The organism is Chitinimonas sp. (assembly GCF_036568685.1).
Lineage (GTDB): Bacteria > Pseudomonadota > Gammaproteobacteria > Burkholderiales > Chitinimonadaceae > Chitinimonas.
In genome coordinates, this window is record NZ_DATCSC010000136.1 from 17,847 (window position 1) to 31,989 (window position 14,143).

Consider the following 14,143-nt stretch of genomic DNA (forward strand, 5'->3'; position numbering starts at 1 on the left):
AGCCTCGCTGGACGGCTGCGGCGATTGAGGATGTACCCGTGGCAGCCCCTGACAACAAACCCACTTCCGTCGATTCCAGCCGAGCTGCGAGCCGCTGCGCGCAGGTGCTCGATGCAGCCGCCGAGTGCTTCCGGCTGAAGGGCTTTCATGGTGCCAGCATGGCCGATATCTCGCGTACCGCGGGCATGAGTGCCGGCCATATCTACAACTATTTCGACAGCAAGGACGCCATTATCGGCGGCATCGTCAAACGTGAGCTGCGCGAGATCATGGCCAATATCGAATCGCTGGAAGCGGCCCCCGACACCTTCCACGCCATGATCGAACACGCCGATGAAGGTATGAACCGTAGCCTGGATACCCGCAGCTCGGCGCTCAAGCTGGAAGTGCTGGTCGAATCCACCCGCAACGCCGAGCTTGCTACCCTGGTGCACGAAGCCGATAGGGCTGCCTTGGCACGGCTGTGCGAGCTGATCCGCAAAGGGCGGGGCGACCGCCCGGCACTGCCCGAGGATGAGCTGTTCGCCCGTGCCGAGCTGCTGATCGCAACCTTCGATGGCCTGCGCATCCGTGCGTTGCGCAACCCGCAGCTCAACCAGGATGCCATTCTGCAGGTGCTGCGCCAGCAACTGGACCGTCTGCTCAACGATTAACGCTAGCGACTCCGGCCCAGCCAGGCTCCGGTCAGAATCAGTAACAGGGCCAGTCCGGCCTGCCAGGCAAAGCGGCCGCCGCCGAACAGCGCCAAGAGGCCGGTAGAAAGCAGCGGGGTCAAATAGGCCAGGGTGCCAATCGCGCGTGGATCGCCACGCTTGAGCGCAGCATCCCAGAGGAAGAAGGCCGCACCCATGGGGCCGATGCCCAGGAGCAACAGCCAGGCCCATTGCGAGCCGGTAGGCTGATAGCTGGGCTCCAGCAGGGCATGCGCCAGTAGCGACAACACGCCCGAAACCAGACAAAAGCCACCGATGGCACCGGTCGAGAAGGGCGGTACCCGGCGTGTGAGCAGCGAATAGCTGGACCACATCAGAGCGGCGACGACGGCGAGTGCATAGCCTACCGCATGCTGGCCACTCAGCGAGAGTTCTCCCTTGCCCAGGATCACCAGTACACAACCGCTCATGCCCAAGAGGCCGGCCAGCCAATGTCGGGGAGCCAGTTTGGTGGGGGGCAAGAGCCATGGCGAGAGCAGCACGATCAGCAGCGGCCATAGATAGTTGATGAGATTGGCCTCCAGTGGCGGGGCATAACGCAGCGCCATGAAAAGGCAGAAGTGGTAGCCAAACAGGCCATAGCAGCCCAGGAGCAGGGTACGTAGCGGTACACGCCATTCACGCCAGCGTGGCAGGCCGCACAGGCTGCCTATGCACAGCGCCAGCCCTACCAGCAGAAAAGGCGGCACCTGCACCAGTTGTACCGAGAGCAAGGCGAGTGAGGCCCACAGCAGAATGGCGGCAAGGGCGTAGAGCGTGGCAGGGGACATAAGCGGATAGTTGAGGGTGTCAGGAGGTAGCCCGGCCGCGTAGAAAGGCGGCAGGGTACTGTTTGCCATACCAGTTCCTGGCGGTATCGTGGTCCAGGCTCAAGAACGCCCGATAGCCAGGCAACAACGGGTAGCAGAGCGCGCAGAGCAACAGCGCAGCGCCATAGATCAGATAGACATGGGCCACGCTGGTCTGAAGCAGCAGGATGCCGCTCAAGGTGGGCCCCAGCGAGTTGGCGACATACATGATCATCAGGTTGCTGGCAGTGAAGCGGGCGCGGAAGTCCTCGGGCACGGCCAACATGCGGTGGGTCTGCCCCACCAGTTGCACGACGGAGAGGCAGGCGCCAGTCACAAAGAAGCAGAGCGGCAGCCCCAGTCTTGCATCGAGCAAGCCAACCAGGCCTAACGCCAGCCCCTCGCCGACCAGGGCGGCGACCGCTGCGCGGAAACGCCCCAGCCGCTCGGTAGCCAAGCGGGCAAAGCAGAACGCACCGACCAGCATACCGGCGGCCAAGGATGCCTCGCACCAGCCTAGCCAGACGGCAGACCATTGCAGGGATTGGATGCGCAGCGGTACCAACATGCCGACCGCGGGGGCGAAGAACACCATGGTGAAGAAGGCAAGGCCGGTCCAGTAACGCTCGACCGGGATGATCCACTTGGCACGCAGGCCTGCGGTCATCTCGGCCCACCAACCGTGCTGCGCGCTCGGTGTGTGCTTCAGCCCGGCGGGGATACGGAAGGTGGCCCATGCCGCTATGGCAAGCAGAATGGTATGCAGCCAGAGTGCCGATTTGACGCCTGCGACGGCCAGCGCCATGCCGCCCAGGGCTGGGCCCAGCATCCGTCCCAGCGCTTGGGCGGTCTTCTGCAGGCTCATGGCATCGGCCAACTGGTCGCTTGCCACCAATTCGGCGGCGACCGTCATGCTGGCCGGCTGGATCACGGCCAAGGCCATCACAGCTACCATTTCCAGTGCAATTACGCTGGGCAGGTGGTAGCCGAAGAACTGCGCCATGGTGGCCAGCAGCAAGGTCTCCACCAAGAAGACCACCAACCCCAGGCCCAACAGATTGCGCTTGGCATGCCGGTCGCCCAGAGGCGACAGCAGCGGCATGGAGATGAACATGGTGACCGACATGGCGGCGCCGTAGATCGCCAGGTGATGGGCCCCACCCGCACCGGCGATCCACCATGCCACGCTGACATGTCCCACCATCAGCGAGAGCAGGGTCAGCACCTCGCTGACCAGCAACAGCTCAAAAGGAGTGCCCAGCTCGGCGACACGCCGTCGAGTGGCTTCCAGCATAAAGAGTCCCGGTGGGCGTGGTCAGGCCAAGAGACGGGCCAGGCTATCGGCGGCAGTGATCATCTGTGCCTCGGTGTTGAGTATGTCCGGGCATAGCCTCAGGCCTGCCGAACGCGCGTCGCCGTTCACGCCAGCCTCCTGCAGCTGCTCGGCCAGGGCCTTGGGCTGGGCGTGCGGGATGGTCAGGAAGGCACCATATTGGGCGTCCGCACCGAAATGGGTGATGCCACGTTCGCTCAGTAACCGGGACAGGAAGCCCTTTTGCTGTAGGGAATAGGCCCGCAGGCGGGCCACCCCCAACTCGCCAGCCAACGCAAGGCCGGCCCGGGCCTGATAGAAGCCCAATGGGTTGAAGGTCGACTCCAGCCAGCCGTCACCCCCGGCGGCAAACTCGGGCGGCATGGGCCGGCGGTAGGTGAAAGGGTCTTTTTTGGCAAACCAGCCGGTGTCGAGTGTGGTCGCGCCACTGGCCAGAATCTCAGGCGCCACATAGAGCCAGCACACACCGGGGCCGCCACGCAGGTATTTGTAGCTGCCGGCAATGGCGAAGTCGACGTCGAGTGTGGCGAGGTCCAGCGGCAGCACGCCATAGCCGTGGTAGACGTCGATCAGTACCTGCGCTCCGGCTTCGTGGGCGGCCTCCACCAGCTTGGGGAGCTCCTGCAGCACCTGGCCGGTGCTGAAGAAGACTTGCGACACCACCACCAGATCGATGCTGTCCAGTTTTGCGATCAGGTCGTCCACTTGGTAGCAGCCATCCGCGCGGCTCGGCACGGTAGTCAGCACCGCCCGGCCTCGGTGTTCGTATTGCTTGAGGATATGGTCGATGGAGTCAAATTCCCCGTCGGTGCTCAGCACGCGCGGTACGGTGGCATAGCTGTTGAGCACCGCCCGCAGGCCTTGTCCGGCACTGGTCTTGGGGACGATGCAGTCGGCGCGGGCCGCGCCGGTCAGTGCTGCGGTGGCGGCCCGCCAGTCCTCCATCTCGCTCCACCAGGGCATCCAGGCGCCATCGAGCTGCTCAAACCATAGCCGGCTGCCTTTCGCCAGGTGCTCTGCGGTCGCATCCAGCGGCCGGCCCAGCGAATGGTTGGCCAAGTAGATCTCACGTGTATCGCGCTGCAGTACCTGGCTGAACAGAGGCCAGACGTGTTCGGCCAGCACGGCTTCGGAAAGCGGTGTGCTGCTGCCGAGAGTAGATAGGAAAGACATGGTGGGCTCCACGCAAGACGGGCGAAGGTCGCCCTTTTGGGGCGGCGCATCCAAACCCCCATGCTAGCGGAGAGCGCAGCCCGGCGACAGGCTCGGCGCCGGGTATCAATCTAACTGTTTGAAAAGATGGTGCTTGCCAGGGGCCTGGGTACGACGCCAGCATGGTGGATGGCGTTAAGCGTAGGCGCTGATCAGATTGTAGATCGCGCCCTGACCTTGCCCGGCCTGGTAAGCCTGCTGGGCCCGGCTGCCAGCCCGGTTCTGACCTGCATCGGTACCCGTGTCGGGAACGGTGCCTGCGGCGTTAGCGGAACCGGCGTCCTTGCCGGTCGCTGCTGCGCCATCGGGACCACTGGCATGCTGTTCGGCAGCCATTTGCGCCTGCGCTTCCTGCAGCATCTGCCGGGCACGCGCCGCCACGGCCCGGTCCGGCCCGCTCGGGTCTTTGGGCGCCAAGGCCGCCCGCTCAATCTGCTGGGCCTTGCGCAGGGTTTCCTGGGGGGTTTTGCCGGGCGAGGTGTCGATATTGACTTCGCCCCCTATGGCGTAGTTCACACCATCGGGACCACGCTGGTAAGAGAAGCTGGGGCCGCTGATGGTCAGGCCGCCGGCAGCGGTAAGGTGGGCCTGTTCATGCTGCCTTACCTCGCGGTCGCGGGCGCGCAGCTTTTCGACCTGGTCTTCCTCTTCGGGCGTCAGCTGTTTGCCGATCTGGGTGAGCTGGGTCTTGCCCTCCTGAGACTGGATATCGGCTGAGGGATTACTGGTATCGACCCGGGCAGGACTGCAGAGCGAGCAAGTACAGCCTGGGCTGTGCAGGCGCATACTGCTGGACGCGTAATAGATGCTGCTGATGCCTGAAGTGCCCGACACATTCATGGCGCACACCTTCGCTCAAACGGGATACGACCTAGGCTCCCAAAAGCTTCCGCTTAGTTATGGTACGCCCTAAGTCTTGGCCTGGAAACGCCGAGTGTCGTTAAAAAGTCACGTGCTGATGCGGATATCCGGCCGTTTCCGGCGCTGGGGATGGTGGGGGTGACCGGCCTATGTGGGGAACGCTACGGCGGCGGATGGCTCACATCAGCCATGACGATCTCATGCCGCATCGCTACACTCCTTGCCGTGCTTCGTTCCCAACGCCTTATCCCCTTGCTGCCGCTGACGCTGTTTCTGACTGCGCCAGCGCAGGCTGCCGGCCTCGACTATCACGTTGAGGTCGACGCGCCTTCGCCGCTTGCTGATCTCTTGCGCCACAACCTGGGGGTGATCCGCTGGCAGGGCAGCGACTATATCGACAAAGAGCAGCTGGACCGGCTTTACGAGGCGACCCCGCGGGAGATCGAAACCCTGCTGGCGCCGCAGGGCTACTTCAAGCCCAAGATCAAATCGGTCATGCAGCCCGAGCGAGGCGGCTACCGTTTGCGCTTTACGGTCGAGCCGGGCGAGGCAGCCAGCATTCACGATGTGGACCTGCAGATCGAAGGAGCTATCCGCCAGGAGCCGGATTTCCAGAGCCGCTGGGCCGAACTCCTGGAGGTCTGGCCTTTGCCTATTGGTGCAGATTTTACCCAGCCGGACTGGGATGCGGCCAAGCGGCGCGGTTTGCAGGCGCTGCTGATCGACCGCTTCCCGGCCGCCAAGATTCGTGACAGCCGTGCCGAGATCGACCCGGACAAGGCCAGTGCGGATCTTTCGGTACTCTACAACTCTGGCCCACGCTTTACCTTTGGTGAGCTGGCCGTGCATGGGCTGAGCAAATTTCCCCGGCAGTTGGTGGACCGCTTGCAGACCTTCCGCCCGGGTGAGCCATACAGCCAGCAAAAGTTGTTGGATTTCCAGACTGCGCTGCAGAGTACCCCATACTTCGCCAGCGCCCTGGTGGACATGCCTTTCGATCCCGGCCAACCGGACAACGTGCCGGTCCGGCTGGAGGTGGTGGAGGCGCCACGCTACAAGACCGATGCGGGCCTCGGTTTCGATACCGACAAGGGGCCGCGCGCGAGCCTGGCCTTTCGCGACAGCAATCTGCGTCAGCTGGGGTGGATAGGCACGCTCAACCTCAACCTGCAGCGCCGCGAGCAGACCTTCAATGCCGGGGTTGAGCTGCCGCAGGATATGGACGGTTATCGTTATGGCAGCAGTTACAAGATCGAGCACTCAGATGTGGCCGGCCTCGAAAAGAGCACCCAGACCTTGGGGGTGCAGCGCACCCGGCTCAAGGGCAAGATCGAGGTCACCCAGGCTATCCAATATACCAATGCTTGGGAACAGCTCGATGGTGAACCGCAAAAGCTCAACAAGGCGTTGATCTTCTCGCAGTCCTGGACCCGTAACGGCCTCGACAAACCCACCGACCCACAGCACGGTCTGCTGCTCAGCTGGCAGCTGGGCGGGGCGGCCAAGGCCCTGCTATCCGATACCAACTTCGTACGTGCCTGGGGCCGTGCCGCCTGGTACCACCCCTTGGGTGACAAGGGCCTGGTGCTGCTGCGTGGCGAGGCGGGGCAGGTACTGGCCAACGATACCGCCAGCGTGCCCAGCGACTGGTTGTTCCGGGCGGGTGGCGCCGGTTCGGTACGGGGCTATAGCTACCAATCCCTGGGTGTGAAGTCCGAAACCGGTGCAGTGCAGGGCGGCAGACTGCTGCTCACCGGCAGTGTGGAATACCAGCATCGCCTGTTCGGCCCCTGGCGGGCTGCGGTGTTCACCGACGCCGGCAATGCCGCCAACGACTGGCTGTCGTTCAAGGCTTACAAGGGCTACGGCATGGGTGCCCGCTATATGAGCCCGGTCGGTCCGTTTGCATTGGATGTGGCCTATGGCGCGGCCGACCACAAGGCCCGTCTGCACTTCTCGCTGGGTGTGGGTTTCTAGACCATGACCGAGAACGCGAATATGCCCGCCACCCCGCCAGCCAAGCCGCGTCGTCGCTGGCGTCTGGGGCCTTTGTGGCTGGAGCTGATCCTGTTTCTGCTGGTCGCCACGGTCGCGGCCTTGGTGCTCCTGTCGGCCAGTGAGCGGGGGACTCGCCTGCTGGTCCGGCTGACGGAACAGCTATCGGGCGGTGCAGTCAGCGTGGCGCATGTTGAGGGTACGCTCTGGCGACAGCTTCTGCTCCTGGATCTCAAGGTCGCTTCCGGCAAGACCCAGGTGCGGCTGGATAGGGCTGAGTTGCGCTGGCAGCCGGCCGCTTTGCTGGTCGGCGAGGTGGATATCGAGCGGCTGACCTTGGGCAGGCTGGAGGTCGACAGCCAGCCCAGCAATGAGCCGGTGACCGTGCCGGAGAGCCTGTCCCTGCCGCTGGGCCTGCGTTTGCGCGAGGCCACCCTGGCCGAACTCAAGGTCGACGGCGTCCATATTCTGGGAACGACCCGTTTGCGGGGTAGCAGTGATGGCGTTCAACACCGGCTTGAGCTTCTGCAGGTACAGACTCCCTGGTTTGGTGGCAGCGGCACGTTGGCGCTGCGGGGCCAGCGACCCTACAAGGTAGAAGGACAATTGGCGCTGCGGGGTGAGGCAGAAGGTGCCCCCTGGTTGGTAGATGCCAAACTTGCCAATACGCTTGAATCGCTCCGCCTTACCGGCAAGGGCGCCGGTGGCCCGCAGGGAGTCAAGCCCTTCAGGGCTGACTTCGACCTGGCACTCAGGCCCTTCTCGCCTTCACCCTACGGCATCTTGCAGGCCGGCTATCTCGATACCGAGGCCATGGACCTGCGTGCGCTTTCTACTGCCTTGCCACGTACCGCCTTGGATCTGGTGCTGCGGGCCCAGCCGCAGGGCGAAGCCGTGGCGGCTACGCTCAAGATCGACAATCCCCTGGTTGGGGACTGGCCGGCTGGCCGCCTGCCGCTCAGCCGCGCCGAGGCGGGTCTGCTGCTGGATGCCAATGCGCTGCAGGTGCGGCAATTCAGTCTGGATACCGCGGGTGGCAAGCTCGGTCTGGCCGGTCAGGTCAGTCTGCAGCGGTTGGCGCTGGATTTGACCCTCGATAAGCTGGATGTCCGCCGCTTTGGCGGCCCTGCCATGGTACTGAACGGCAAGCTGGCCCTCGGCGGTAGCCCGGCGCAGCCCACCCTGCAGGGCGAGTTGAGCGACAAGCGGCTGTCGGCCAAGCTCGACCTGGCCTTGCTCGGCGCTGGCGAGCAACGACTGTTGGATGCGAGACAGATTGAGTTGAGAACGGGCGGTGGTGATCTGCAGCTTGCCGGCAAACTGGGCCTGGCCGGTAAGCGTAGCTGGGCCCTCAAGGGCCAACTGACCCACTTTGATCCGGCGGCACTTTCTGAACTGCTTGGTCACCGTCTGCCCACGGGTGACCTGAATGCCGAGCTGGGACTCAACGGCACCTTGGTTGCGCCCCTCGCCTTAGGCGGTAAGCTGGCTTTCCAACCCAGCCGTCTCAATGGCCAGCCGCTGGGTGGGCAGCTGGAGGGTGACTGGCAGGGCGAACAGCTACGCAATATCAAGGTGGGATTGCAACTGGGTGCCAACCGGCTGGCCGCGCAAGGAAATTTTGGCCGGCAGGGTGATGCGTTGCGCGTGGACGCGTTGATGCCGGATCTCGCGGACATCGGCAAGGACTTCAAAGGCCGCCTGGATGCCCAGCTGACGATCGCCGGCAGCTTGCGACGGCCTTCGCTTGATGGCACGGCGCATGGCGAGGGTGTGCAGCTACCTGGCAAGATCGCGTTGGGACGGGCCAACCTCTATGCGCGCTTTGATGCCGCGCCGGACAAACCGGCCAACAGCCCGGTGGCGCTGAAGCTGGAAGTCATGAATCTGACCGCGCCGCAGACCGAGTTGGCGAGTGCCCGCCTCAATATCGGTGGTGCCCAGTCGGCCCATAGCTTGGACCTGACCGGCAACGGCAATCTGGCCAACCAGCCTTTCGACCTGGTCATGCGTGCCGCAGGTAGCCTGGACAAGCAAGGCTGGCGGGGTAGGGTGGAAAGCTTGGAGAACCGTGGTCACTGGCCCTTGCGATTGAACGCGGCCATGCAACTGGGCATTACCTCGGACGGAGCCAGCCTCTCCGGTCTGGATGCCAACGCGGTGGGCGCCAAGATCAAAGTACAGCAGGCCGAATGGCATGCCGGCCGTTTTGCCGGGCAGGGCGAGATCCGCGATGTGGCGCTGGCTGAATGGCTGGGGCGTTTGCCTGATCTGAGCAAGCATGTGGCGACCGATCTGGTGCTGGGGGCGCGTTTTGACTTGCGCGGTGACGAGCGCCTGGCGGGCAGTCTCTTGATTGAGCGCCAATCGGGTGATCTTGCCCTGTCGGTAGATGACCCGACCATCAAGCCCATGCCACTCAAGCTGGCCAATGCCCGGGCGCAGCTGGATCTGAATGGCGAGCAGGCCAGCATCGCGCTGGATCTCAAGTCTGCTTCCTTCGGCTCTGCCGCCGGCAAGGTAGCAACCCGCTTTGAACGTACCGAGAACGGTTGGCGACCAGCACGTGGCGCACCATTGGAGGGCAAGCTGCAGGCGGAGATGCCCTCGCTGGCCTGGGTAGGACCGCTGCTGGGACCGACCGCCAAGGTCGAGGGCAAACTCTCGGCTGAGCTGAGCGTGGGTGGCGTGATAGGCGCGCCGCGCTGGTTCGGCAATCTCAAGGCGCAGGATGCCGCTTTGCGCCTGCCGGAAACCGGCATCAACTGGCACGAGGGCCAGCTTGAGGCCACGCTGGATGGCGATACTGCCCAGTTGGCGACCTTTTCGCTCAAGGGCGGCAAGGGTGGCGTAACGGCGGCGGGCAAGATGGCACTGCGGGATGCCGGCCCCGAAGGCGGTCTGGATGTCACCTTCGAGCACTTTGGTGCGCTGACGAGACCGGACCGCAATCTGGTGGTATCCGGCACCACCAGCCTGGGGGTGCAAGGAGAGGCCCTGACCCTGACCGGCAAGTTGACCGCCGACGAGGGACTGATCGAGCTGCCCAAGAGCGATGCGCCGGTCCTGGGTGAGGATGTAGTGGTCAAGGGCAAGCCGCAGCAAGAGAAACGTAAATCCAAACCGCTGCTCTTGACCTTGCGGCTGGACCTGGACCTGGGGCAGAAATTCATCTTCAAGGGGCAGGGCGTGGATGCGCGCCTGTCCGGCCTGGTGCGGCTGACTGCCAGTCCCACCCAGGCGCTGGGTGCCAGCGGCGTGCTCAAGGTGGAGGAGGGACGCTACGCAGCGCACGGCCAGAACCTGGCCATCACCCGCGGCATCGTGACCTTCCAGGGGCCGCTCGACAATCCGGCGCTGGATATCCTGGCCGAGCGCAAGAACCTGCCGGTCGAGGTGGGGGTCAAGATCGTCGGCACCGCGCTCGCTCCCACGGTGACGCTGACCTCCGACACTGCCATGCCGGATGCCGAAAAGCTTTCCTGGTTGATACTCGGACGGGGTTCGGCCGCCGGTGGCGGTGACGCCGACCTGCTGTTGACCGCCGCCGACGCACTCTTTACCGCTGGCGATTCGGTCAGCCTGCGCCAGCAGATGGCCGGCCGGCTGGGGCTGGACGACATCAGCATCGGCCGCTCCGATGCCTACAGCAACAACAAGACCGACAACAAGTCCGATAGCACCGGCAATACCAGCACGGTGGCCGGCCGGGTGGTCAGCTTGGGCAAGCGCCTGTCGGACCGCGCCTATGTGAGCTACGAGCAGAGCCTGGACGGCGTGGGCTATGCGGTCAAGCTGACCTACCAGCTTACCCGCCGGGTCTCGGTGGCGCTGACGGCCGGCGAGACCAGTTCGGCCGACGTGCTCTATTCCTGGGTCTTCGACTGAGCCGGTAGGGGCAAGGGTGGGCACGGCCGGCGACATTGTTTAAGCTTGCCGGTCCGCTTCTGCCTTCCCTAGTCATGACTAGCTTGCTTGAACGCCCCTTTGTCTTTGTCGACCTTGAAACCACCGGTGCCAACGCCCAGCGTGACCGCATCACCGAGGTTGGCATCGTGCATTGGGATGGCGAGAACGCCAGCGAGTGGAGCAGCCTGGTCAATCCCGAGACGGCTATCCCGCCCTTTATCAGCCAACTGACAGGCATCACCGATCAGATGGTGGCCGATGCACCGGTCTTTGCCGCCCTGGCGCCGGCCTTGCTGGCCCAGTTGGAGGGCAGGGTGTTCGTGGCCCATAACGCCCGCTTTGACTACGGTTTTCTACGCAACGAATTCCGCCGCGTGGGCCTGGACTTCAAAGCCCGCGTGCTGTGCACGGTCAAGCTCTCTAAACGGCTCTTCCCCGGCGAATACAAACACAACCTCGATGCGGTGGCAGCCCGTAACGGTCTGGTGGCCAATGGCGAGCGGCACCGTGCGTTGACCGATGCGCAACTGATCCACCAGTTCCTGGTCAAGCTCAAGGGCGAGCTTACGCGTGAGGCCCTGGAGGAGGCGCTGGAGGGCATCAGCCGGCAGGCCAATATGCCTGCGGGGCTGGAGCCGGAAATACTGGACGATATGCCCGAGGGGCATGGCGTCTACCTGCTGTATGGCGAGGGTGACCAGCCACTCTTTGTGGGCCGCAGCGACAACCTCAAGCGGCGTGTGACTGCGCTGTTTGCCGGTACCACAAGAGCCGCCAAGGAAGCGCGCATGGCGCAGCTGGTGCGCCGGCTCGATTGGATTTCCACCGCTGGCGAGCTGGGTGCCTCCTTGCTTGAAACCGAGCTGCTGCAGCGCCTGCAACCGAGCCAGAACAGCAAGGCCCAGAGCCAGGCCGAGCTTTGCGCCTGGCGCTACGAGCCCAATGCCGACGGCACGGCCCAGCCGGAACTGGTCTATGCGCGAGACCTGCCGTTTGGTCGGCAGCGCAATCTCTACGGCCTCTACGGCAGTGGCAAAGAGGCCCTCAATACGTTGCGCAAGATCGCCGAGGCCAACAAGCTCTGCATGATGGCGCTGGGCCTGGAGCGGGCCAGCCGGCGTGCGGGTACGCCCTGCTTTGGCATGCAGATCGGCAAGTGCCGCGGTGCCTGCGTGGGCAAGGAACCGCTGCTCACCCACCAGGCGCGCGTCTGTGCCATCTTCGCCAAGCTCAAATTGGCACCCTGGCCCTACGGCGGGCCCATTGTGGTGCGCGAGCAGGGCGAGGCTAGCGTGGCGGCCGACCTGCATCTGATCGACCACTGGTGCCACCTGGGTTCGGTCAGTTCGGAGGCCGATCTGCAGACCTTGCTGGCCGAACCAGCAGAACCGGTGTTTGACGCCGATGTCTACCGCATCCTGCAAAAGCAGCTGCGCAGTGGCGGTGCGCTGAAGATACTGTCCGTCGAGGCAGCGCGCCCCGGTCTATAATTGGCGCCTGTCCCTATCAACCCGGGGTGGATGCCGTCAGGCGGCCGCCATCCTGTCTGGGAGCTTGCCGCAGCAGGTTCCGGAAAGTCCGTCCGCCATGTCCGTCAGTATTTCCTCCGTCCCTGATCTGATTGCCGATCTGGCCGCTGGCCGCATGATCATCCTGATGGATGACGAGGATCGCGAGAACGAAGGCGACATTGTCATGGCCGCCGAGCATGTGACGCCCGAAGCCATCAACTTCATGGCCAAGCACGCCCGAGGCTTGATCTGCCTGACCTTGACCGAACAGCGCTGCCGGCAACTGCAGCTGCCCCTGATGGTGACCCGCAACGGCGCTTCGCACGGCACCAATTTCACCGTCTCCATCGAGGCGGCCGAGGGCGTCAGTACCGGTATCTCGGCGGCCGACCGTGCACGTACCGTGCAAGCCGCCGTGGCACAGGATGCCCAGCCGTCCGACATTGTCCAGCCCGGCCACGTCTTTCCCCTGATGGCCCGTGAGGGTGGGGTGCTGGCGCGTGCTGGCCACACTGAGGCTGGTTGTGATCTGGCCCGCATGGCCGGCTGCCTGCCGGCCTCCGTCATCTGCGAGATCATGAACGACGACGGCAGCATGGCTCGCCTGCCAGAACTGCTGCCCTTTGCCGCCCAACACGGCCTCAAGATCGGCACCATTGCCGACCTGATCCAGTACCGCAGCCGTACCGAATCGCTGGTGGAGCGTGCCGGCGAGCGTATGGTGCAGACCCCGGCCGGCGAATTCCGCCTGGTGGCGTTTCGCGAGCGCGGCAGTGCCGCTACCCACCTGGCCCTGGTCAAGGGTAGCTTCCGCTGCGAAGACGAGGTGCTGGTGCGGGTGCACGAGCCCTTGAGCGTGATGGACTGGATGGATGTGGGCCAGTCGCGCCACTCCTGGGGCATCTACCAGAGCCTGACCGCCATCAACGAGGCGGGCCGCGGTGTGCTGGTGCTGTTGCACCGCGACGAGAGCGGTGACGACCTGCTGGCCCGTGCGCTGCCCGAGCTCAAGCTCAACAACCCGACCAAGTGGGACCTGCGCACCTATGGCGTGGGTGCCCAGATGCTCAAGTCACTGGGCGTAGGCAAGATGAAGCTGCTCTCGCCTGAGCGCAAGATGCCCAGCATGACCGGCTTCGGCCTTGAAGTCACCGGCTTTCTGGCGCCCTGACTTTGACCGGCGGGCGGTAAGTCTTTAGAATTTCGACCCTTTTTGAATAATCTCCTCGTAGAGGCCGTGCATGCCGCGCTTTGAACACATTCCCGAGATCGAGTCCAATTTCGACGGCGCCGGCCTCAAGATCGGCATCGTGACCGCCCGCTTCAACAGCGACGTGTGCGACGGCCTCCTGACCGCCTGCCGCGATGAACTCAAGCGTCTGGGCGTGGCGGATGCCGACCTGCTACTGACCAGCGTGCCCGGTGCGCTGGAGATTCCGCTGGTGCTGCAGACCATGGCCAAGTCGGGTCGTTTCGATGCCCTGATCGCGCTCGGCGCCATTATCCGTGGTGAGACGTACCATTTCGAGCTGGTCTCCAACGAGTCGGGCTCCGGCGTGACCCAGGTTGGCCTGGACTTCGGCATTCCCGTCGCCAATGCCATCCTGACCACCGAGAACGACGACCAGGCCCTGGTGCGCATGAAGGAGAAGGGTAGCGACGCCGCCAAGGTAGCCGTCGAGATGGCCCGCCTGCAGGCTACCCTGCGCGAACGCTTCAAGATGTAAACACCGTCGGTCCTGGGTGGCGCCAGCTCGCGTATCTCGCGCCGGCTGCCGCCCACCGACATGCAGAATCAACCTTAGCGCGGCCTGGCCGCGC

The 14,143-nt window shown here is 64.2% G+C and carries 10 protein-coding genes; 6 read left to right on the forward strand and 4 right to left on the reverse strand.

Going from position 1 to position 14,143, the window contains the following annotated elements:
• Window positions 1-38: 38 nt before the first annotated feature.
• Entirely contained in the window at window positions 39-653 is a 615-nt protein-coding gene (locus VIM95_RS19780) for a TetR/AcrR family transcriptional regulator (protein WP_331989166.1), read from the forward strand.
• Between the two features lie 2 nt (window positions 654-655).
• Here the strand turns inward: VIM95_RS19780 and VIM95_RS19785 are convergent, their stop codons facing one another.
• The 4 genes from VIM95_RS19785 to VIM95_RS19800 form a co-directional block, all read right to left on the reverse strand.
• Window positions 656-1,552, reverse strand: coding sequence for a DMT family transporter (locus VIM95_RS19785; protein ID WP_331989168.1), 897 nt, complete (start codon window positions 1,550-1,552; stop codon window positions 656-658).
• Entirely contained in the window at window positions 1,503-2,795 is a 1,293-nt protein-coding gene (locus tag VIM95_RS19790; RefSeq protein ID WP_331989170.1) for an MFS transporter, read from the reverse strand. Before VIM95_RS19790 ends, VIM95_RS19785 begins: the two co-directional genes overlap by 50 nt.
• 21 nt (window positions 2,796-2,816) lie before the next feature.
• Window positions 2,817-4,007 (reverse strand): aminotransferase class V-fold PLP-dependent enzyme, encoded by a 1,191-nt coding sequence (locus tag VIM95_RS19795; RefSeq protein WP_331989172.1) that lies wholly within the window; start codon window positions 4,005-4,007, stop codon window positions 2,817-2,819.
• A gap of 174 nt (window positions 4,008-4,181) precedes the next feature.
• Complete coding sequence (locus VIM95_RS19800) at window positions 4,182-4,886, reverse strand: putative metalloprotease CJM1_0395 family protein (RefSeq protein WP_331989174.1); 705 nt, start codon at window positions 4,884-4,886, stop codon at window positions 4,182-4,184.
• 246 nt (window positions 4,887-5,132) lie between these two features.
• On the opposite strand from VIM95_RS19800, the gene VIM95_RS19805 reads away from it, so the two are divergent.
• From VIM95_RS19805 to ribH, 5 genes are all read left to right on the forward strand, one after another.
• Complete coding sequence (locus tag VIM95_RS19805) at window positions 5,133-6,884, forward strand: autotransporter assembly complex family protein (protein ID WP_331989176.1); 1,752 nt, start codon at window positions 5,133-5,135, stop codon at window positions 6,882-6,884.
• A 3-nt stretch (window positions 6,885-6,887) separates the two neighbouring features.
• A complete protein-coding gene (locus VIM95_RS19810; protein WP_331989178.1) occupies window positions 6,888-10,790 on the forward strand; it encodes a translocation/assembly module TamB domain-containing protein in 3,903 nt (1,300 codons plus the stop codon).
• 74 nt (window positions 10,791-10,864) lie between these two features.
• Complete coding sequence (locus tag VIM95_RS19815) at window positions 10,865-12,301, forward strand: 3'-5' exonuclease family protein (RefSeq protein WP_331989180.1); 1,437 nt, start codon at window positions 10,865-10,867, stop codon at window positions 12,299-12,301.
• A gap of 97 nt (window positions 12,302-12,398) precedes the next feature.
• Entirely contained in the window at window positions 12,399-13,493 is a 1,095-nt protein-coding gene (gene ribBA, locus VIM95_RS19820; protein WP_331989182.1) for a bifunctional 3,4-dihydroxy-2-butanone-4-phosphate synthase/GTP cyclohydrolase II, read from the forward strand.
• Between the two features lie 70 nt (window positions 13,494-13,563).
• A complete protein-coding gene (gene ribH / locus VIM95_RS19825) occupies window positions 13,564-14,049 on the forward strand; it encodes a 6,7-dimethyl-8-ribityllumazine synthase (RefSeq protein ID WP_331989184.1) in 486 nt (161 codons plus the stop codon).
• Window positions 14,050-14,143 lie beyond the last annotated feature (94 nt).

What these genes read in the sequence shown, in the direction of transcription:
- ribBA (WP_331989182.1), top strand. Translation starts at nt 12,399, where the DNA reads ATGTCCGTCAGTATTTCCTCCGTCCCTGATCTGATTGCCGATCTGGCC.
- VIM95_RS19790 (WP_331989170.1), bottom strand. Translation starts at nt 2,795, where the DNA reads ATGCTGGAAGCCACTCGACGGCGTGTCGCCGAGCTGGGCACTCCTTTT.
- VIM95_RS19795 (WP_331989172.1), bottom strand. Translation starts at nt 4,007, where the DNA reads ATGTCTTTCCTATCTACTCTCGGCAGCAGCACACCGCTTTCCGAAGCC.
- VIM95_RS19785 (WP_331989168.1), bottom strand. Translation starts at nt 1,552, where the DNA reads ATGGCAAACAGTACCCTGCCGCCTTTCTACGCGGCCGGGCTACCTCCT.
- ribH (WP_331989184.1), top strand. Translation starts at nt 13,564, where the DNA reads ATGCCGCGCTTTGAACACATTCCCGAGATCGAGTCCAATTTCGACGGC.
- VIM95_RS19810 (WP_331989178.1), top strand. Translation starts at nt 6,888, where the DNA reads ATGACCGAGAACGCGAATATGCCCGCCACCCCGCCAGCCAAGCCGCGT.
- VIM95_RS19800 (WP_331989174.1), bottom strand. Translation starts at nt 4,886, where the DNA reads ATGAATGTGTCGGGCACTTCAGGCATCAGCAGCATCTATTACGCGTCC.
- VIM95_RS19815 (WP_331989180.1), top strand. Translation starts at nt 10,865, where the DNA reads ATGACTAGCTTGCTTGAACGCCCCTTTGTCTTTGTCGACCTTGAAACC.